This window comes from Xylophilus sp. GW821-FHT01B05, from assembly GCA_038961845.1.
Taxonomy (GTDB): domain Bacteria; phylum Pseudomonadota; class Gammaproteobacteria; order Burkholderiales; family Burkholderiaceae_C; genus Xylophilus.
This window is the reverse complement of sequence record CP152408.1, coordinates 5,272,814-5,292,977: the sequence shown is the minus strand read 5'-3', so window position 1 is coordinate 5,292,977 and position 20,164 is coordinate 5,272,814. Positions and strand designations below refer to the sequence as shown.

General features: G+C 63.2%; 14 protein-coding genes and 4 tRNA genes. 17 read left to right on the top strand and 1 reads right to left on the bottom strand.

Annotation, left to right across the window (positions count from 1 at the left end):
* Nucleotides 1-14 precede the first annotated feature (14 nt).
* Nucleotides 15-1,127, bottom strand: a complete 1,113-nt coding sequence (locus tag AAFF27_24715; GenBank protein ID XAH23147.1) for a patatin-like phospholipase family protein — start codon at nucleotides 1,125-1,127, stop codon at nucleotides 15-17.
* Nucleotides 1,128-1,267: 140 nt separating this feature from the next.
* Between AAFF27_24715 and AAFF27_24710 the strand changes: the two genes are divergently transcribed.
* The 17 genes from AAFF27_24710 to AAFF27_24630 all read left to right on the top strand — a co-directional run bounded on the left by AAFF27_24710 (nucleotide 1,268) and on the right by AAFF27_24630 (nucleotide 20,106).
* Nucleotides 1,268-1,353 (top strand) — tRNA-Tyr (locus AAFF27_24710).
* A gap of 62 nt (nucleotides 1,354-1,415) precedes the next feature.
* Nucleotides 1,416-1,489 (top strand) — tRNA-Gly (locus tag AAFF27_24705).
* A gap of 74 nt (nucleotides 1,490-1,563) precedes the next feature.
* Nucleotides 1,564-1,638 (top strand) — tRNA-Thr (locus AAFF27_24700).
* An 82-nt stretch (nucleotides 1,639-1,720) separates the two neighbouring features.
* On the top strand, nucleotides 1,721-2,911 hold the full coding sequence (gene tuf / locus AAFF27_24695) for an elongation factor Tu (protein XAH23146.1): 1,191 nt from the start codon (nucleotides 1,721-1,723) through the stop codon (nucleotides 2,909-2,911).
* 11 nt (nucleotides 2,912-2,922) lie between these two features.
* Nucleotides 2,923-2,998, top strand: a tRNA-Trp gene (locus AAFF27_24690).
* A gap of 88 nt (nucleotides 2,999-3,086) precedes the next feature.
* The gene (gene secE, locus AAFF27_24685; GenBank protein XAH23145.1) at nucleotides 3,087-3,470 is read left to right on the top strand and encodes a preprotein translocase subunit SecE; all 384 of its coding nucleotides are present in this window, start codon (nucleotides 3,087-3,089) and stop codon (nucleotides 3,468-3,470) included.
* Nucleotides 3,470-4,063 (top strand): transcription termination/antitermination protein NusG, encoded by a 594-nt coding sequence (gene nusG, locus AAFF27_24680; protein ID XAH23144.1) that lies wholly within the window; start codon nucleotides 3,470-3,472, stop codon nucleotides 4,061-4,063. Before secE ends, nusG begins: the two co-directional genes overlap by 1 nt.
* Nucleotides 4,064-4,199: 136 nt before the next feature.
* Nucleotides 4,200-4,631 (top strand): 50S ribosomal protein L11, encoded by a 432-nt coding sequence (gene rplK, locus AAFF27_24675; GenBank protein XAH23143.1) that lies wholly within the window; start codon nucleotides 4,200-4,202, stop codon nucleotides 4,629-4,631.
* Complete coding sequence (rplA, locus tag AAFF27_24670; protein XAH23142.1) at nucleotides 4,632-5,327, top strand: 50S ribosomal protein L1; 696 nt, start codon at nucleotides 4,632-4,634, stop codon at nucleotides 5,325-5,327.
* Between the two features lie 239 nt (nucleotides 5,328-5,566).
* Nucleotides 5,567-6,097: a 50S ribosomal protein L10 gene (gene rplJ / locus AAFF27_24665; GenBank protein ID XAH23141.1), complete on the top strand. Its 531-nt coding sequence runs from the start codon at nucleotides 5,567-5,569 to the stop codon at nucleotides 6,095-6,097.
* Between the two features lie 26 nt (nucleotides 6,098-6,123).
* Nucleotides 6,124-6,498 (top strand): 50S ribosomal protein L7/L12, encoded by a 375-nt coding sequence (rplL, locus tag AAFF27_24660; protein ID XAH23140.1) that lies wholly within the window; start codon nucleotides 6,124-6,126, stop codon nucleotides 6,496-6,498.
* Nucleotides 6,499-6,783: 285 nt separating this feature from the next.
* Nucleotides 6,784-10,896, top strand: a complete 4,113-nt coding sequence (gene rpoB, locus AAFF27_24655) for a DNA-directed RNA polymerase subunit beta (protein ID XAH23139.1) — start codon at nucleotides 6,784-6,786, stop codon at nucleotides 10,894-10,896.
* Nucleotides 10,897-10,916: 20 nt separating this feature from the next.
* Complete coding sequence (gene rpoC, locus AAFF27_24650) at nucleotides 10,917-15,155, top strand: DNA-directed RNA polymerase subunit beta' (GenBank protein ID XAH23138.1); 4,239 nt, start codon at nucleotides 10,917-10,919, stop codon at nucleotides 15,153-15,155.
* Nucleotides 15,156-15,268: 113 nt separating this feature from the next.
* Complete coding sequence (locus AAFF27_24645; GenBank protein ID XAH23137.1) at nucleotides 15,269-15,841, top strand: LemA family protein; 573 nt, start codon at nucleotides 15,269-15,271, stop codon at nucleotides 15,839-15,841.
* Nucleotides 15,838-17,241 carry a 16S rRNA (cytosine(967)-C(5))-methyltransferase RsmB gene (rsmB, locus tag AAFF27_24640; GenBank protein ID XAH23136.1) on the top strand — a complete coding sequence of 468 codons (1,404 nt, stop codon included), beginning with the start codon at nucleotides 15,838-15,840 and terminating at the stop codon, nucleotides 17,239-17,241. The genes AAFF27_24645 and rsmB overlap by 4 nt, the downstream gene beginning before the upstream one ends.
* On the top strand, nucleotides 17,231-17,845 hold the full coding sequence (locus tag AAFF27_24635; protein ID XAH23135.1) for a DUF4390 domain-containing protein: 615 nt from the start codon (nucleotides 17,231-17,233) through the stop codon (nucleotides 17,843-17,845). The genes rsmB and AAFF27_24635 overlap by 11 nt, the downstream gene beginning before the upstream one ends.
* On the top strand, nucleotides 17,842-20,106 hold the full coding sequence (locus AAFF27_24630; GenBank protein ID XAH23134.1) for an ATP-binding protein: 2,265 nt from the start codon (nucleotides 17,842-17,844) through the stop codon (nucleotides 20,104-20,106). The genes AAFF27_24635 and AAFF27_24630 overlap by 4 nt, the downstream gene beginning before the upstream one ends.
* Nucleotides 20,107-20,164 lie beyond the last annotated feature (58 nt).

The following is a 20,164-nucleotide window of genomic DNA, read 5'->3' as shown; positions in this document are numbered from 1 at the left end:
TTTTTGCTTGAATTTCACCCTGTGCGCAGCCGGCCCACATAGTCGCGCCGGATATCGATCGTGCTCTGCACGCCCAGCGCGCTGAAATGCCGGCGCAGCCATTGGCGCGCCGCCTCCTGGCCCTGCTCGAACAACCGCTCCAGCATGGCCGGGTCGGCCGACAGTTTGCTGGCGGCCGACAACTCCTCCATCGCCGCACCGCCGTCGATGCGGTGCAATCGCAGCGCCTTGTAGTTCTCGCCCTCGGCCAGAGAGCCTTTGGCGATCAGCCGGTTGATGAAGTCGATGCTGCGCATCTGCTGCAGCAGGCTGGCGTTGAAGCCCAGTTCCGCCACCCGCTCGGCGATCTCCTGCGGCGTTTGCGGCAGATGCTCGCGACGCAATGGGTTGATCTGCACCAGCACGATGTCACGGCTGTCGCAGAAGTCGATCAGCGGCGCCAGCGCCGGATTGGCCGAATAACCGCCGTCCCAGTAATGCTGGCCCTCCACCTCCACCGCGCGGAACACCATCGGCAGGCAGGCCGACGCCATCACCGCCGCCAGCGTCAGCCGCCGGCCATGGAAGACGTCGGCGCGGCCGGTCTGCACATGTGTGGCCGTCACAAACACACGCGGCGTCGTCAGCCGGGAAACGGCCGTGAAATCGATCTGCTCCTCCAGCAGCTTGCGCAGCGGGTTCAGGTCCAGCGGATTGCTCTGGTAGGGCGACATCAGGCGGCTCATCGCGCCGCTGAAGGCGCCCGTGCCCATGGCCGCCGTGCTCCAGCCGCCGGTCAGCAGCCGCGCCATGCTCTGCGCCATCGAACCCAGGCTGCCCAGCCCGGCCACGCCGCGCCAGACCCGGCCCAGCGACTCGCGCGCCGCCGCTGCTGCCGCCTCTGCGTCGCCGCGGGCACGCAAGGTCTCGGCAAAGCCCTGGGCCACCGCCACCGCATTCACCGCGCCGGCGCTGGTGCCGCTGATGCCGTCAATCTCCAGCCGACCATCCTGCAGCAGCGCATCCAGCACACCCCAGGTGAAGGCGCCATGTGCGCCGCCCCCCTGCAACGCCAGGCTGATCGAGATCGGGCGAGGAGGCGTGTCTGCCGTATCCGTGGCCGGGGAAGAAGGCTGGGAGGTACTCATCGGCGGCTCCTGTTTGCTGCGGTGCAGCATTGTGGCGCGCTTATGGTGCGCAGGGGCCAGGCGCAGCGCCCGATCCTCCGCGAATTTTGCGCGCCTTCTTGCGCCGACTTGTCAAAATCTGCTATAGTTCGAAGTTCGCCGGAGGGGTGGCCGAGTGGTTAAAGGCAGCAGACTGTAAATCTGCCCGCTTATGCGTACGCTGGTTCGAATCCAGCCCCCTCCACCAGCGAAACGTTATGTGGTGCGGACGATTTTCCGTGCTTCGGAGGGCGTTGAATGGCTCCCGATGCGGGAGTAGTTCAATGGTAGAACCCTAGCCTTCCAAGCTAATGACGCGGGTTCGATTCCCGTCTCCCGCTCCAGGTGACGTTTGTTGGTGTCGTAGGCGATAGGTTGTTGTGAGTTTTCCGAAGGTTCGTTGTTGCGAGCTTTCATTGCCCTTGTGGCTCAGTGGTAGAGCACTCCCTTGGTAAGGGAGAGGTCGCGGGTCCGATTCCCGCCAAGGGCACCACATTTCGAGAGGTTCGACTCCTGCAGGGTCGAACCCTCTTTCAGAAGTCATCCGCAGTAGATTTTTTTTCGGAGTCGAAAAAATGGCAAAAGGTAAATTCACCCGCACGAAGCCCCACGTGAACGTGGGCACGATTGGCCACGTTGACCACGGCAAGACGACGCTGACGGCAGCGATCGCCACCGTGCTGTCGGCCAAGTTTGGCGGCGAAGCCAAGGCCTACGACCAGATCGACGCAGCGCCCGAAGAAAAGGCCCGCGGCATCACGATCAACACCGCACACGTCGAGTACGAAACGGCCAACCGCCACTACGCACACGTCGACTGCCCTGGTCACGCCGACTACGTCAAGAACATGATCACCGGTGCTGCCCAAATGGACGGCGCCATCCTGGTGTGCTCGGCCGCTGACGGCCCGATGCCCCAGACCCGTGAACACATCCTGCTGGCCCGCCAAGTGGGCGTTGGCTACATCATCGTGTTCCTGAACAAGTGCGACATGGTCGACGACGCCGAACTGCTCGAACTCGTCGAAATGGAAGTGCGCGAGCTGCTCGACAAGTACGAGTTCCCTGGCGACGACACCCCCATCATCCACGGCTCTGCCAAGCTCGCCCTCGAAGGCGACAAGGGCCCGCTGGGTGAAGAGTCCATCATGAAGCTGGCCGAAGCCCTCGACACCTACATCCCCACGCCTGAGCGCGCAGTGGACGGTGCCTTCCTGATGCCCGTCGAAGACGTCTTCTCCATCTCTGGCCGCGGCACCGTCGTGACCGGCGCTGTCGAGCGCGGCGTCATTAAGGTTGGCGAAGAAATCGAAATCGTCGGCATCCGCGACACGCAAAAGACCATCTGCACCGGCGTCGAAATGTTCCGCAAGCTGCTCGACCAGGGCCAAGCTGGCGACAACGTCGGCCTGCTGCTGCGCGGCACCAAGCGTGAAGACGTCGAACGCGGCCAAGTGCTGTGCAAGCCCGGCTCCATCAAGCCGCACACGCACTTCACCGCAGAAGTCTACGTGCTGAGCAAGGACGAAGGCGGCCGTCACACGCCCTTCTTCAACAACTACCGTCCACAGTTCTACTTCCGCACCACCGACGTCACCGGCGCCATTGAGCTGCCGGCCGACAAGGAAATGGTCATGCCAGGCGACAACGTGTCGATCACCGTCAAGCTGATCAACCCCATCGCCATGGAAGAAGGCCTGCGCTTCGCTATCCGCGAAGGTGGCCGTACCGTGGGTTCGGGCGTCGTCGCCAAGATCATCGCCTAATCGTTTTGCGAAGGGGTATAGCTCAATTGGCAGAGCGTCGGTCTCCAAAACCGAAGGTTGTAGGTTCGATTCCTACTGCCCCTGCCACCTGAGGTGGCGTACTAAGCCCGTCATGTCCTGACGGGCTTCAGTGTCTTCTAGGGACACGTTTTCTATCACGAGGAATTCAGGCTGCATGGCTACGTCGCAAGTTGAAACCGTCAGCACCGCTGCGGACAAGGCCAAGCTCGGCTTGGCCATCGCGCTTGTGCTCGCCGCGCTGGCCGGCTTTTACCTCCTGGGTCGCCAGGGGGCGCTGGTCCAATGGGCTACGTTGTTGGTGGGGCTCGCGGCAGCCGTCGCCATTTTCCTGACATCCGAGCATGGTCGCCAGTTGATCGGTTTCGGTCGCGACGCAGTGCGCGAAGTCAAGAAGGTGGTGTGGCCGACGCGCAAGGAAGCGATCCAGATCACTGCCTACGTGTTCGCGTTCGTGGTTGTCATGGCCCTGTTTTTGTGGCTGACCGACAAGACGCTCGAATGGGTCTTCTATGACCTGATTCTGGGCTGGAGGAAATGATGACGGACGCCATTGACAACCCTGCAGGTGAAGAGGCTTTCACTGCTGCGTCTTCAAATCCGGATCTGCGCTGGTACATCGTCCATGCCTATTCCGGCATGGAAAAGGCGGTAGAGCGCAATATCGTTGAGCGCATCAACCGAGCCAGCATGGAGGCCAAGTTTGGTCGCATTCTGGTGCCGACCGAAGAAGTCGTCGAGATGAAGAACGGCCAGCGCAAGACGACCGAACGTCGTCTTTTCCCTGGCTACGTGTTCGTCGAGATGGTGATGGACGACGAGTCCTGGCACTTGGTCAAGCACACCAACAAGGTCACGGGCTTTGTGGGTGGTGCCAAGAACCGGCCGGCACCGATCTCCGAAGAGGAGGTCCAGAAGATCGTCAGCCAGATGCAGGAAGGCACAGACAAGCCCCGCCACAAGATCGAATTCATGGTCGGCGAGTTGGTGCGTGTCAAGGAAGGTCCTTTCACCGACTTCAATGGGTCGGTGGAGGAGGTCAATTACGAGAAAAGCCGCGTGCGTGTCTCGGTCACGATCTTTGGTCGGGCCACGCCGGTGGAGCTGGAGTTTGGCCAGGTCGAGAAGACCTGATCTTCCCGTTCAAGTTGTGTATTTCGCGCTTTTCAGGCTCGGCGCGAATGTTCTCCCAAGAGCCCTTTAACCCCGGGGAGCCAGATGCCTGCTGACAAGCAGTGGTCTGGCGCTATCACCCGCAAGGAGTAAAACCATGGCGAAAAAAATCGTCGGTTTTGTCAAGCTGCAAGTTCCAGCTGGCAAGGCTAATCCATCGCCCCCGATCGGCCCTGCGCTCGGTCAACGTGGCCTCAACATCATGGAGTTCTGCAAGGCGTTCAACGCGCAGACTCAAGGTGTCGAGCCGGGCCTGCCGCTGCCGGTGGTCATCACCGCGTTCGCGGACAAGAGCTTCACCTTCATCATCAAGACGCCTCCGGCGACGACCTTGATCAAGAAGGCCATCAAGCTCGACAAGGGTTCGGCCAAGCCGCACACCGACAAGGTCGGCAAGATCACGCGCGCACAGCTCGAAGAGATCGCCAAGACCAAGATGAAAGACATGAACGCTGCTAGCGTGGACGCTGCCGTGCGTACGCTGGCAGGTTCGGCCCGCTCGATGGGCGTGAATGTGGAGGGTCTGTAAATGAGCAAGCTCACCAAGAAGCAAAAGGCCCTGCAAGGCAAGGTCGAGTCGACCAAGCTGTATGCTTTCGCCGATGCGCTCGCCATCGTCAAGGAAGCTGCTACCGCCAAGTTCGATGAGTCCATCGACGTGGCCGTGCAACTCGGCATCGACGCGAAGAAGTCTGACCAAGTCGTGCGTGGCGCCGTTGTGCTGCCCAACGGCACCGGCAAGACCACGCGCGTGGCCGTGTTCGCCCAGGGCGCCAAGGCTGAAGAAGCCAAGGCCGCCGGCGCCGACATCGTCGGTATGGACGACCTGGCTGCCATGGTGAAGGCGGGCGACATGCCCTTCGACATCGTGATCGCCGCCCCGGACGCCATGCGCGTCGTCGGTACGCTGGGCCAGATCCTCGGCCCGCGCGGCCTGATGCCTAACCCCAAGGTTGGCACCGTGACCCCTGATGTCGCCACGGCCGTGAAGAACGCCAAGGCTGGCCAGGTGCAGTACCGTGTCGACAAGGCCGGCATCATCCACAGCACGATCGGCCGTCGCTCGTTCGACTCCGACAAGCTGCAGGGCAACCTGGTGGCACTGATCGAAGCCCTGAACAAGTCCAAGCCGGCAACCAGCAAGGGTGTTTACCTGCGCAAGGTGGCGGTGTCCTCGACGATGGGTGTGGGCGTGCGCGTCGATACCCAGACCATCTCGGCGTGATGGCATGAAATTCGGGCGGTCGAAAGACCGCCCGGTGGTGGGTCGGAGCCTCAGCCGCAGGGCAGGGTTCTGAGCCATCCAAGACCGCTGGTGTGCAGGAATGCTGCACTTAATCGCTACGGCGACCAGCGCAGATGGCGATCCCGCTGCAGATGGAAATTTTTCCCGAAACAGTTGGTCGCTGCAATGAGAGTGTGCTGGAAGGCGCAAGCCCGAAGGTACTTTTTAAGGAGTAGACCTTGAGTCTTAATCGCAGTGAGAAAGAAGCGGTCATCAGTGATGTGACCAGCCTCGCCGCTAAAGCTCAAACGCTCGTGATCGCGGAATACCGTGGCATCACGGTCGCCGACATGACGAAACTGCGCAACGATGCGCGCAGCAAGGGTGTTTCCCTGAGTGTTCTGAAGAACACTCTGGCACGCCGTGCTGTCGCAGGTAGCGCGTTCGACGTGGTGGCTGACCAGATGACCGGCCCGCTGATCTATGGCTTCTCCGAAGACGCTGTGGCCGCCGCTAAGGTGGTGGCCGATTTCGCGAAAACCAACGACAAGCTGGTGATTCGCGGTGGCGCTTTCGGTGGCAAAGCCCTGGACGTGAACGGCGTTAAGCAACTGGCCAACATCCCTTCCAAGGAAGTGCTGCTGGCCCAGCTGCTGGGCTTGATGCAATCCCCGATCTCGCGGACCGCACGTGTGCTGGCCGCGCTGGCGGAAAAACGTGGCGAAGGCCAGGCTGCACCGGCAGCCGAGCCCGAAGTCGCCGCGGCTTAAACCAAACTTGTTTTAGGAAATAGAAAATGGCATTCGATAAAGACGCATTCCTGACCGCGCTCGACAGCATGACGGTCCTCGAACTCAACGACCTGGTCAAGGCCATCGAAGAGAAGTTCGGCGTGTCCGCCGCTGCAATGTCGGCTCCCGCTGCTGGCGGCGGCGCTGCTGCTCCGGCTGCTGAAGAAAAGACCGAATTCAATGTGGTCCTGACCGAAGCCGGCGCCAACAAGGTGTCCGTCATCAAGGCTGTGCGCGAAATCACCGGCCTGGGCCTCAAGGAAGCCAAGGACCTGGTCGACGGCGCTCCGAAGAACGTCAAGGAAGGCGTCTCCAAGGCTGATGCAGACGCAGCCAAGAAGAAGCTCGAAGAAGCAGGTGCCAAGGTCGAACTCAAGTAATTCGACGTTTGTGCCGAGGCTGGGGTGTCCGCAAGGCCCCCAGCCTTTTGCCGCTTCTAGGGAAGCGGCGCAGAGTGCACCAGAAAGTCGCATGGATGCGGTTTTCTAGTGTCTTCTGGACCCCCCGACAACAGAAGACGCCTTGGTTCGGGCGATGTGCAATGCATCGCCGTCCGCCATGGTTGGTAGTGGCCAACCGCCAAGCCTGCCGCGTGCGCCGCGCAGCAGGTCGGAGGGCGTAAGCCCTCAGTCGTCGAAGGACTCATGTCTTTGCCCGGAGATCTCATGGCCTATTCCTACACCGAACGCAAGCGCATCCGCAAAAGCTTCGGCAGCCGCGACAGCGTGCTGGAAGTTCCCTACCTGCTGCAGATGCAGAAGGACGCGTACACCGCATTCCTGCAGGCCAATGTTGGCCCGAGGAAGCGTACCGTCGAAGGCTTGCAGGCCGCATTTGACGCTGCCTTCCCGATCGTCTCCCACAACGGCTTCGTGGAGATGAAGTTCGTTGAGTACAACCTGGCCAAACCCGCGTTTGATGTGCGCGAGTGCCAGACGCGTGGCCTGACCTTCGCCTCGGCCGTGCGTGCCAAGGTGCAGCTCATCATTTATGACCGTGAATCCTCCACCTCGCAGTCGAAGGTGGTCAAGGAAGTGAAGGAGCAAGAGGTCTACATGGGCGAAGTGCCGCTCATGACGGACAAGGGCTCGTTCATCATCAACGGTACCGAGCGCGTGATCGTCTCGCAGCTGCACCGTTCGCCGGGCGTGTTCTTTGAGCACGACAAGGGCAAGACCCACAGTTCGGGCAAGCTGCTGTTCTCCGCGCGCGTGATTCCCTACCGGGGCTCGTGGCTGGATTTCGAGTTTGACCCGAAGGACATCCTGTACTTCCGCGTCGACCGCCGCCGCAAGATGCCGGTCACGATCCTGCTGAAGGCGATTGGCCTGAATCCGGAATCGATCCTGGCGAACTTCTTCGTCAACGACAATTTCCGTCTGATGGACAGCGGCGCGCAGATGGAGTTCGTGTCCGAGCGCCTGCGTGGCGAAGTTGCGCGCTTTGACCTGACCGACAAGTCCGGCAAGGTTGTTGTGGCCAAGGACAAGCGCGTGACCGCGCGTCACACCCGCGAGCTGGAGCAGGGCGGTACCACCCACATCAGCGTGCCGGAAGACTTCCTGATCGGCCGCGTGGTAGCCAAGAACATTGTCGACGGCGACACCGGCGAGATCATCGCCAAGGCCAACGACGAGTTGACCGAAGTGCTGCTGAAGAAGCTGCGCAGCTCCGGCGTGCAGGACCTCCAGGTCATCTACACCAACGAGCTGGACCAAGGCGCCTACATCTCGCAGACCCTGCGCAGCGATGAAACGGTGGACGAGTTCGCCGCGCGCGTGGCCATCTACCGCATGATGCGCCCTGGCGAGCCGCCAACGGAAGACGCAGTGCAGGCTCTGTTCCAGCGCCTGTTCTACAACCCGGACACCTACGATCTGTCGCGTGTCGGCCGCATGAAGTTCAACGCCAAGATCGGCCGCGAAGAATCCACCGGCCCGATGGTGCTGACCAACGAGGACATCCTCGCGGTCGTGAAGATCCTGGTGGACCTGCGCAACGGCAATGGCGAAGTCGACGATATCGACCACCTTGGCAACCGCCGTGTGCGTTGCGTCGGCGAACTGGCCGAAAACCAGTACCGCACCGGCCTGGCCCGTATCGAAAAGGCTGTGAAGGAACGTCTGGGCCAAGCGGAGCAAGAGCCGCTGATGCCGCACGACCTGATCAACTCCAAGCCGATTTCCGCGGCGCTCAAGGAGTTCTTCGGTGCCTCGCAGCTGTCGCAGTTCATGGACCAGACCAACCCGCTGGCCGAAATCACCCACAAGCGCCGTGTCTCGGCTCTTGGCCCGGGCGGTTTGACCCGCGAACGTGCTGGCTTCGAAGTGCGCGACGTGCACGTGACCCATTACGGCCGCGTCTGCCCGATCGAAACCCCTGAAGGCCCGAACATCGGCCTGATCAATTCGCTGGCCCTGTACGCCCGCCTGAACGAATACGGCTTCATCGAAACGCCGTACCGTCGCGTGGTGGACGCCAAGGTCACCGACCAGATCGACTACCTGTCGGCTATCGAAGAGGGCAAGTACGTCATCGCGCAGGCAAATGCCGTGCTCGACAAGGACGGCCGCCTGACCGGCGAGCTGGTGTCCGCGCGTGAAAGCGGCGAATCGGTACTCGTTGGCGCAGACCGCATCCAGTACATGGACGTATCGCCCGCGCAGATCGTGTCGGTTGCCGCGTCGCTGGTGCCCTTCCTTGAGCACGATGATGCGAACCGCGCGCTGATGGGCGCCAACATGTCGCGCCAGGCCGTGCCTGTGCTGCGCCCCGAAAAGCCCATGGTCGGCACCGGAATCGAGCGCGTTGCTGCGGTCGATTCCGGCACGGTCGTGACGGCCAGCCGCGGTGGCGTGGTGGACTACGTCGATGCCACCCGCATCGTGATCCGCGTGAATGACGCGGAAGCGGTTGCCGGTGAAGTCGGTGTGGACATCTACAACCTGATCAAGTATCAGCGTTCCAACCAAAACACCAACATCCACCAGCGTCCCATCGTCCAGAAGGGCGACAAGCTGGAAAAGGGTGATGTGATCGCCGACGGCGCATCGACTGACTTGGGCGAAATCGCCATCGGCCAGAACATGCTGATCGCGTTCATGCCCTGGAACGGCTACAACTTCGAAGACTCGATCCTGATCAGCGAACGCGTCGTCGCCGAAGACCGCTACACCTCGATCCACATCGAGGAACTGGTGGTGATGGCTCGCGACACCAAGCTTGGTGCCGAAGAAATCACGCGCGACATCCCGAACCTGTCCGAGCAGCAACTCAACCGCCTCGACGAATCCGGCATCATTTATGTCGGTGCCGAAGTGCAGCCGGGCGACACGCTGGTGGGCAAGGTCACGCCTAAGGGCGAGACCACGCTGACGCCGGAAGAGAAGCTGCTGCGCGCCATCTTCGGCGAGAAGGCTTCCGACGTGAAGGACACCTCGCTGCGTGTGGACCAGGGCTCGCAAGGCACCGTGATCGACGTGCAGGTGTTCACCCGTGAAGGCATCACCCGCGACAAGCGCGCTCAGCAGATCATCGACGATGAACTCAAGCGCTTCCGCCTGGACCTGAACGACCAGCTGCGCATCGTCGAGGCCGACGCCTTCGACCGTATCGAGAAGCTGCTGACCGGCAAGGTTGCCAATGGTGGCCCGAACAAGCTGTCCAAGGGCACCAAGCTCGACAAGGCCTACCTGTCGTCGGTGGAGAAATTCCACTGGTTCGACATCCGCCCGGCAGAAGACGAAGTCGCGACCCAGCTCGAGTCGATCAAGAACTCGCTGGAACAAACCCGCCACAGCTTTGACCTGGCTTTTGAAGAAAAGCGCAAGAAGCTCACGCAAGGTGACGAGCTGCCAGCTGGCGTGCTGAAGATGGTCAAGGTTTACCTGGCCGTCAAGCGTCGTCTGCAGCCTGGCGACAAGATGGCCGGCCGTCACGGTAACAAGGGTGTGGTGTCCAAGATCGTTCCGGTCGAAGACATGCCCTACATGGCCGACGGTACGCCGTGCGACATCTGCCTGAACCCGCTGGGCGTGCCTTCGCGGATGAACGTCGGTCAGGTGCTGGAAGTGCATCTGGGCTGGGCTGGCAAGGGCATTGGCCAACGCATTGGCGACATGCTGCAAGCCGAAGCCAAGGTGGCTGAACTGCGCAAGTTCCTGGAACAGCTCTACAACACCTCGGGCCGTTCGGAAGATCTGGCCAAGCTCAGCGACGAGGACGTGCTGTCCATGGCGGACAACCTGACCAAGGGCGCGACCTTTGCTACGCCGGTGTTCGACGGTGCTTCGGAAGAAGACATCCGCACCATGCTCAAGCTGGCCTATCCGGACGATATCGCCAAGGCCAAGGGCCTGACCGATACCCGTACCCAGGCTTACCTGATCGACGGCCGCAGCGGTGAGCCGTTCGAGCGCCCAACCACGGTTGGCTACATGCACTTCTTGAAGCTGCACCATTTGGTGGACGACAAGATGCACGCACGCTCGACCGGTCCGTACTCCCTGGTGACCCAGCAACCGCTGGGCGGCAAGGCGCAGTTCGGTGGCCAGCGTTTCGGGGAAATGGAAGTGTGGGCGCTGGAAGCCTATGGCGCTTCCTACGTGCTGCAGGAAATGCTGACCGTGAAGTCCGACGACGTGGTGGGCCGTACCAAGGTGTACGAATCCATCGTCAAGGGCGAACACGCGATCGAGGCAGGTATGCCGGAATCGTTCAATGTGCTGGTCAAGGAAATCCGTTCCCTGGGCCTGGACATTGAGCTGGAACGTTCTTAAGTTGAAAGGGAAAGAGTCACATGAAATCGCTACTCGACCTGTTCAAGCAATTCACCCCGGACGAGCATTTCGATGCCATCCGGATCGGCATGGCATCGCCCGAAAAGATCCGTTCGTGGTCCTTCGGTGAAGTCAAGAAGCCAGAGACCATCAACTACCGTACCTTCAAGCCGGAACGCGATGGCTTGTTCTGCGCCAAGATCTTCGGCCCCATCAAGGACTACGAGTGCCTGTGCGGCAAGTACAAGCGCCTGAAGCACCGCGGCGTGATCTGCGAGAAGTGCGGCGTTGAAGTCACGCAGACCAAGGTGCGCCGCGAGCGCATGGGTCACATCGACCTGGCTGCGCCTTGCGCGCACATCTGGTTCCTGAAGTCGCTGCCGTCGCGTCTGGGCCTGGTGCTCGACATGACGCTGCGCGACATCGAACGCGTGCTGTACTTCGAAGCCTACGTGGTGACCGACCCCGGCATGACCCCGCTGAAGAAGTTCGGCATCATGTCCGAGGACGACTACGACGCCAAGCGCAAGGAGTATGGCGATGAGTTCATCGCCAAGATGGGCGCCGAGGGCATCAAGGACCTGCTGGAAGCGATCGACATCGAGCAATCGATCGAGCGTTTGCGCGGCGACCTGACCGGCTCCGAAGTCAAGGTCAAGAAGAACGCCAAGCGCCTGAAGGTGCTGGAAGCCTTCAAGAAGTCGGGCATCAAGCCCGAGTGGATGGTGCTGGAGGTGCTGCCCGTGCTGCCGCCGGACCTGCGTCCGCTGGTGCCGCTGGACGGTGGCCGCTTCGCGACCTCCGACCTGAACGACCTGTATCGCCGCGTCATCAACCGCAACAGCCGTCTGCGCCGCCTGCTGGAGCTGAAGGCTCCGGAAATCATCGCGCGCAACGAAAAGCGGATGCTGCAAGAAGCCGTGGACAGCTTGCTGGACAACGGCCGCCGCGGCAAGGCCATGACGGGCGCCAACAAGCGCGCGCTCAAGTCCCTGGCCGACATGATCAAGGGCAAGAGCGGCCGCTTCCGTCAGAACTTGCTGGGCAAGCGGGTTGACTACTCCGGCCGTTCGGTGATTACCGTGGGCCCGACGCTCAAGCTGCACCAGTGCGGCCTGCCGAAGCTGATGGCGCTTGAATTGTTCAAGCCCTTCATCTTCTCGCGCCTGGAAGCCATGGGCATTGCGACCACGATCAAGGCTGCCAAGAAGGAAGTCGAATCCGGCACGCCAGTGGTCTGGGACATCCTGGAAGAGGTGATCAAGGAACACCCGGTGATGCTGAACCGTGCGCCTACGCTGCACCGTTTGGGCATCCAGGCTTTCGAGCCGATCCTGATCGAAGGCAAGGCCATCCAGCTGCATCCGCTGGTTTGCGCGGCCTTCAACGCCGACTTCGACGGCGACCAGATGGCCGTTCACGTGCCGCTGTCGGTGGAAGCGCAAATGGAAGCCCGCACGCTGATGCTGGCCTCCAACAACGTGCTGTTCCCGGCTTCGGGCGAGCCCTCCATCGTGCCGTCGCAAGACGTGGTGCTGGGCCTGTACTACACGACCCGCGACCGCATCAACGGCAAGGGCGAGGGCCTGGTCTTCTCCGACACCGGCGAAGTGCAGCGCGCATTCGACGCGGGCGAAGTCGAGCTGACGGCCAAGATCGCCGTGCGCCTGACCGAGTGGACCAAGAACAAGGAAACCGGCGAGTTCGTGCCGGAGACCAAGCTCGTGGACACCACGGCCGGCCGTGCCCTGCTGTCGGAGATCCTGCCCAAGGGCCTGCCGTTCTCCAACATCAACAAGGCGCTGAAGAAGAAGGAAATCTCCAAGCTCATCAACGTCTCGTTCCGCAAGTGCGGTCTGAAGGAGACGGTGGTCTTCGCCGACAAGCTGCTGCAGAACGGTTTCCGCCTGGCGACCAAGGCCGGTATCTCCATCGCCATCGACGACATGCTGGTGCCGCCTGAGAAGGCCAGCATCATCGAGCGCGCCGAGGGCGAGGTGAAGGAAATCGCCCAGCAGTACGCTTCCGGTCTCGTGACCGCGGGCGAACGCTACAACAAGGTGGTGGATATCTGGGGCAAGGCCGGCGACGAAGTGTCCAAGGTGATGATGGCCCAGCTGTCCAAGCAGAAGACCATCGACCGCCACGGCAAGGAAGTGGAGCAGGAGTCCTTCAACTCCATCTACATGATGGCCGACTCGGGCGCGCGGGGTTCCGCTGCCCAGATCCGTCAGGTGGCAGGTATGCGGGGCCTGATGGCCAAGCCGGACGGCTCGATCATCGAGACGCCCATTACCGCGAACTTCCGCGAAGGCCTGAACGTGTTGGAGTACTTCATCTCCACCCACGGTGCCCGTAAGGGTCTGGCCGATACGGCACTGAAGACGGCCAACTCCGGTTACCTGACGCGTCGTCTGGTGGACGTGACGCAGGATCTGGTGGTGACCGAAGACGATTGCGGTACGCACCAGGGCTCGCTGATGCGCGCCATCGTCGAAGGCGGTGAAGTCATTGAATCGCTGCGCGACCGTATCCTCGGCCGCACCGCAGCGGACGATGTGCTGCACCCGGAAAACCGTTCGGTGCTGGCACCGGCCGGCACGCTGCTGGAAGAAGACCTGATCGACGAGCTGGAAGCAGCCGGCGTCGATGAAGTCAAGGTTCGCACGGCGCTGACCTGCGAAACCCGCTACGGCATCTGCGCCAAGTGCTATGGCCGTGACTTGGGTCGCGGTGGCCAGATCAACCTCGGCGAGGCCGTGGGTGTGATCGCTGCGCAGTCGATCGGTGAGCCCGGCACGCAGCTGACCATGCGTACCTTCCACATCGGTGGCGCGGCGTCGCGCGCGGCGGTAGCGTCGAGCGTCGAGGCCAAGTCCAACGGCATCATCGGCTTCAACGCCACGATGCGCTACGTGAGCAACACCAAGGGCGACCTGGTGGTGATTGCACGTTCCGGCGAGATCGTCATCCATGACGAGCATGGCCGCGAGCGTGAACGCCACAAGGTGCCGTACGGCGCCACGCTGGCCGTCAAGGCTGACCAGACCATCAAGGCTGGCGTCATTCTTGCCAACTGGGACCCGCTGACCCGCCCGATCATCACGGAATTCGCCGGCCAGGTGAAGTTCGAGAACGTCGAAGAAGGCCTGACGGTTGCCAAGCAGGTGGACGATGTGACCGGTCTGTCGACCCTGGTCGTGATCGATCCGAAGCGTCGCGGCTCGGCCAAGGTGGTGCGTCCACAGGTCAAGCTGATCGACGCGCAGGGCCAGGAAGTCAAGATCCCTGGTACTGACCACTCGGTGACCATCGGCTTCCAGGTCGGTGCACTGATCCAGGTGCGCGATGGCCAGGACGTGGGCCCAGGCGAAGTGCTGGCCCGTATCCCGGTCGAAGGCCAGAAGACCCGCGACATTACCGGCGGTCTGCCGCGTGTGGCCGAGCTGTTCGAAGCCCGTTCGCCCAAGGACAAGGGCATGCTGGCCGAAATGACCGGTACCGTGTCGTTCGGCAAGGAAACCAAGGGCAAGGTGCGCTTGCAGATCACCGATCCGGACGGCAAGGTCTGGGATGAACTGATCCCCAAGGAAAAGAACATCCTGGTGCACGAAGGCCAAGTGGTGAACAAGGGCGAGTCCGTGGTGGACGGCCCGGCCGATCCGCAGGACATCCTGCGTCTGCTGGGCATCGAAGAGCTGTCGCGCTACATCGTCGACGAAGTGCAGGACGTCTACCGCCTCCAAGGCGTGAAGATCAACGACAAGCACATCGAAGTGATCGTGCGCCAGATGCTGCGCCGTGTCGTGGTCGAAGCGCCGGGCGATTCCGGCTACATAGGCGGCGAACAGGTCGAGCGTTCGGAAATGCTCAACACCAACGACCGTCTGCGTGGTGAAGACAAGGTGCCGGCTACCTACAGCAACCTGCTGCTGGGTATTACCAAGGCATCGCTGTCGACCGACTCGTTCATCTCTGCCGCGTCCTTCCAGGAAACCACGCGCGTGCTGACCGAAGCGGCCATCATGGGCAAGCGCGACGAGCTGCGTGGCCTGAAGGAAAACGTCATCGTCGGTCGCCTGATTCCCGCAGGTACCGGCATGGCCTACCACCAGGCGCGCAAGGCCAAGGACCAGATGGACGAGGCCGAACGCCGCGCCATCACCGAGTCGGAAGAAGCCGAGCTGGCTGCCGCGCATGCGGGTGACGCTTCGACCGATACGGCCGAGACCAGCGAAGGAGCGGCCTCGGCCGACTAAGCCCGGGCCCTCCGGCCGGCCCTGTGTGGCTGTGACCGCGCCCCATGCCCGCCCCAGCGGGCCTGGGGCGTTTTTGTTATTCCTGGGTGCATCTTTTGGCGATACTCTCCCCCATGTTTCCAAGTCTGTGGTGGTGGATGGTGCCCGCGGTTCTGCTGTCCTGGGCTGTCGGGGCGCACAACCGGCTGGTGCGCCTGCGCGGTGCGGTGCTGCAGGCCTTCACCACGGTTGATGTCCAAATGCAGCGCTGGATAGCGCTGGCCGAGTCACCCGCGGTGCCCTGGCCCGCCGATTCTCCAGCCGGTGATGCCGCGCCAGTTGACGGTGCCGTGCCCGCTACGGCGCAGGCGCTGTGGGCCGGGGTCCACGCGGCAGCGCTGCAACTGGGCGCCTCGCTGGCTGCGACCCGCGTCCGGCCGCTGGACCTGGGGGCCTTGGCGGCGTTGGGCGCGGCACGCGAAGTGCTGCGCTCGGCGTGGCTTCGTTTGCTGCAGGATTCGCCAGCCTTTGCCAGCAGCGTGCAGGCCGGGGGCGTTCATGTACTCTGGGACCAGCAGGACACGCAGGTCCAGCTGGCATGCGATCAATTCAACCTTGCCGTGGAGCGCTACAACACGGCCATCGGAGCGTTCCCCGCCGTACTGCTGGCGTGGATCTTCCGTTTCATACCTGCGCGACCCCTATGACGTCTTCCTCCGAGCGCGCCCCCTTGCGTGCCTCCGCCCCTGCGGTTTCCTCCCCGGTCTTCCCGGGGGATATTTCGCTGTGGCAGCAATTGCAGTCGACGGCCCAGACGCTGGTGGCGATCCGCAGCGGCCAGTCGGCGACGGCCGCGCTGCTGCAGGTGCCCGACGTGCTGCGCCCGGGCGTGCGGGCGCTGGTGTTCCATGTGCTGCGCTGGTTGGGCCAGGCTGAAGCCTTGCGCCGCAAGCTGGCCCCGCGCACCCCGCCGCCGCTGCCTGACGCCTTGTTATGCACGGCGCTGGCGCTGGCCTGGCGCGAATCGGATGCACCCTACGAGCCCTTCACCCTGGTGGACCAGGCGGTAGAGGCGGCCAAACGCTCGCCGGCCATGCGTGCCCAGTCGGGCTTCATCAATGCCTGCCTGCGGCGCTTCCTGCGGGAGCGCGATGCGCTGGTGGCGGCCACGTCCCAGGAGCCACTGGCTCTGTGGAACCACCCGCGCTGGTGGATAGACCGGCTCAAGCGCGACCACCCACGCCAGTGGCAGGACATCTTGCGCACCAATAACTCCCATGCGCCGATGGTGTTGCGGGTTAATAAGGAAAAAACGACTGTAGCCCTTGTCCTGCAAGGGCTTGATGCTATTGATTTGGAAGCGGAGGCCGTTGGCGACTGGGGCATCATGCTGCAGCGCGCGCTGCCGGTCGAGCAAATCCCGGGCTTTACCCAGGGCCTGATGTCGGTGCAGGACGGCGGAGCGCAACTGGCTGCGCCGCTGTTGCTGCAGGGCATGGACCTGTCACGACCTTTGCGGGTGCTGGACGCCTGCGCCGCGCCCGGTGGCAAGACGGCCCACCTGCGCGAATTCGCCGGGGCCGCCTCACCCATGCAACTGACCGCGCTGGACATCGATGGCCGGCGCTGCGAGCGCATCCACGAGAACCTGAAGCGGCTCGACCTGCAGGCACAGGTGCTGGTTGCGGATGCGCAGGAGCCGGCCCAGTGGTGGCCGCAACATTGCGGCAGCCAGCTTTTTGATGCCATCCTGCTGGACGCGCCCTGCACCGCATCGGGCATCGTGCGTCGCCACCCCGACGTGCGCTGGCTGCGCCGCGAGAGCGACGTGGAGCAGCTTGCCATCGTCCAGGCCGGGCTGCTGACCACCCTCTGGCCGCTGCTGGCGGCTGGTGGGCGGCTGCTGTATTGCACCTGCTCGGTCTTCCGTGCCGAGGGCGAGCACCAGATAGAAGCGTTTCTTGCGCACAACAGGGATGCGGTTTTGCTGCCATCTCCTGGTCATTTGCTGCCCCGTAACGGGGCGCAGCTGCATCACGTCCCGGACAATCTTCCAAGTGATCACGACGGCTTCTTCTACGCCCTGTTGCAAAAGCGTGCGGCCTGAGCCCTGCGGCTGGCTTGCGCGCCTGCTGTGCGGGCTGCTGCTGGCGTGGTGCGGCATCTGGATGGCGCCCGCTGGCGCGCATGGGGTGGACGTGCCGCAGTTGCGGATCGAGCGCGATGACGATGGCCTGTATCTGTCGGCCATGTTGGGTTTCGAGTTGCCGCCGCTGGTGGAGGATGCCCTCTACAAAGGCATTCCGCTGTTCTTCGCCGTCGAGGCTGACGTCATGCGCGATCGCTGGTACTGGCGTGACGAACGCATGGCCCATGCGGAGCGCTACCTGCGCTTGGCCTACCAGCCGTTGACGCGGCGCTGGCGCTTGATCGTCTCGCCCACGCCCATCGGCAATGCCGGTCTGGGCGTGGCGCTGAGCCAGAATTTCGATGAGTTGGCCGATGCCATGGCCTCGATACGGCGCATTGCGCGTTGGCGCGTTGCCGACCTGGTCGACATCGATGCCGATGGCCGCTACAGCGTGGACTTCCGCTTCCGGCTGGACACCTCGCAACTGCCGCGCCCCTTGCAGATGGGGGTGATCGGCCAGTCCGACTGGAGCCTGTCGGCTGAGCGCAAGCTGCGCCTCGACCAGGACGGCGGGCGGTGAAAGCGTCTAAAGACCGCTACTCGCTGCTGCGCTCGCGCGCCGTGCGCTGGGCGGTGGGCATCGGTGCGGCGACCATGGTCTCGATTGGCCTGGTGTTGATGTTCCTGCTGACCCAGGCCACCAACAACCGCGCGCTTTACGAGCGCAACTACAGCCGCCTGTTCGGGGTGAACGTGGTCGTGGCCGTGCTGCTGCTTGCCGTCATCGCCTGGATCGCGGTGCGCCTGTATGGCCGGCTGCGCCGTGGCCGCTTCGGCAGCCGGCTGCTGATGAAGCTGGCCATCATCTTTGCCATCCTGGGCTTTCTGCCGGGCATGCTGATCTATACCGTGTCCTACCAGTTCGTCTCGCGCTCCATCGAAAGCTGGTTCGACGTCAAGGTCGAAGGCGCGCTGGACGCAGGCCTGAGCCTGGGGCGGGCCACGCTCGATGCACTGGCCAACGACCTGGCATCGAAGACGCGCGCCGCTGGTGCCCAGCTAGCCAACCTGCCCGACGCCGCGGCCGGCCTGACGCTGGAGCGCATCCGCGACCAGCTCGGTGCCAGCGACGTGGTGCTGTGGAACGCCCAGGGGCATTTGATCGCCAGCGCTGGCCAGTCGCGCTTCCAGCTGAATCCGGAGCGGCCCAGCACGCAGTTGCTGCGCACGGTGCGCAGCCAGCGCGCCGTCGCCCAGATCGAAGGGTTGGATGATCTTTCGCCCAATGCCGACATCTCGGGCGCGCGCGTGCGCGCCACCGTGCTGGTGTCTGGCAGCGGGATGGAGCTGGCCACCGATACGCGCTATCTGCAGACCACCCTGCCGCTGCCACCCACCTTGGTCGCCAACGCCGTGGCCGTGCAGGAGGCCAATCGTGAGTACCAGGAGCGTGCGCTGGCACGTGAAGGCCTGCGGCGCATGTACATCGGCACGCTCACCCTGAGCCTGTTCCTTGCGGTCTTCGGGGCGGTGTTGCTCGCGATCCTCCTTGGCAACCAGTTGGCGCGGCCGTTGCTGGTGTTGGCCGAAGGGGTGCGTGAGGTCGCCGCCGGCGACCTGAGTCCCAAGGCCGTGCTGCAAGGCAAGGACGAACTCGGCGGCCTGACCCGCGCCTTCGCAGACATGACGCAGCAGTTGGCCGACGCGCGCGCCGCCGTCGACAAGAGCATGCTGCAGGTCAACACGGCGCGTGCGAATCTGCAGACCATCCTCGACAACCTGACCGCAGGCGTCATCGTGCTGGATGGCGGTGGCCGCATCCTGTCCTCCAACCCTGGCGCCACCCGGGTGCTGCGCGCGCCATTGGCGGCTTCGGAGGGGCGGCTGCTGGCCGAGATCACCGGCCTGGAGGAGTTTGGCCGCGGCGTGCAGGCGCAGTTCGACACCTTCCTGGGCGAGCAGGAGCAGCATGGGATAGACCACTGGCAGCACTCCTTCGAATTGCATGCGGGCGCCTCCGGCCCGCAGCAGGACGTCACCACCGTCGTTGCGCGCGGCGCGGAACTGCCGGGCGCCGCCCGGCTGCTGGTGTTCGACGACATCTCCGAAATCGTCTCGGCCCAGCGCGCCCAGGCCTGGGGCGAGGTCGCGCGCCGACTGGCGCACGAGATCAAGAACCCGCTAACGCCGATCCAGCTCTCGGCCGAGCGGCTGCAGATGAAGCTCGACGGCAAGCTCGGCGCCCCGGAGCAGGCCATATTGACCAAGTCGGTGCGAACCATCGTCGAGCAGGTCGATGCCATGAAGCGCCTGGTCAACGAGTTCCGCGACTATGCGCGCCTGCCGGCTGCCGAGCTGAAGCCGGTAGACCTGAATGCGTTGATCGCTGACGTGCTGCACCTCTACGAACACGACGACGCCGGCGGGGTGCCGGTGCGCGGCGAGTTCGACCCACGCTGCCCGCCGGTGCGCGGCGATGCCCAGCAACTGCGCCAGATCGTGCACAACCTGGTGCAGAACGCACAGGATGCCACCGAGGCCGCGCGACGCGACCCGGTACCGCCGGTCCTGATCCGCACCCGCTTCAGCGAAACCTCCGGACGCGTGCGGTTGACCGTGGTCGACAGCGGCACCGGCTTTGCTGAAAGCATCCTCAAGCGTGCCTTCGAGCCCTATGTCACGACCAAGTCCAAAGGCACCGGACTCGGGCTTGCCGTAGTGCGCAAGATCGCCGATGAGCACCGAGCGCGCATCGACATCGCCAACCGTGTGGAAGATGGCGAGACAGTCGGGGCGCAAGTGTCGCTATCATTGCCGCTCGCCTCGTCTGCCGCCGGTTAGCCGGCTGGCGGGCATTTACTTACAAAGCACCTCTGACACGGTCCACGCGCATTCCGCT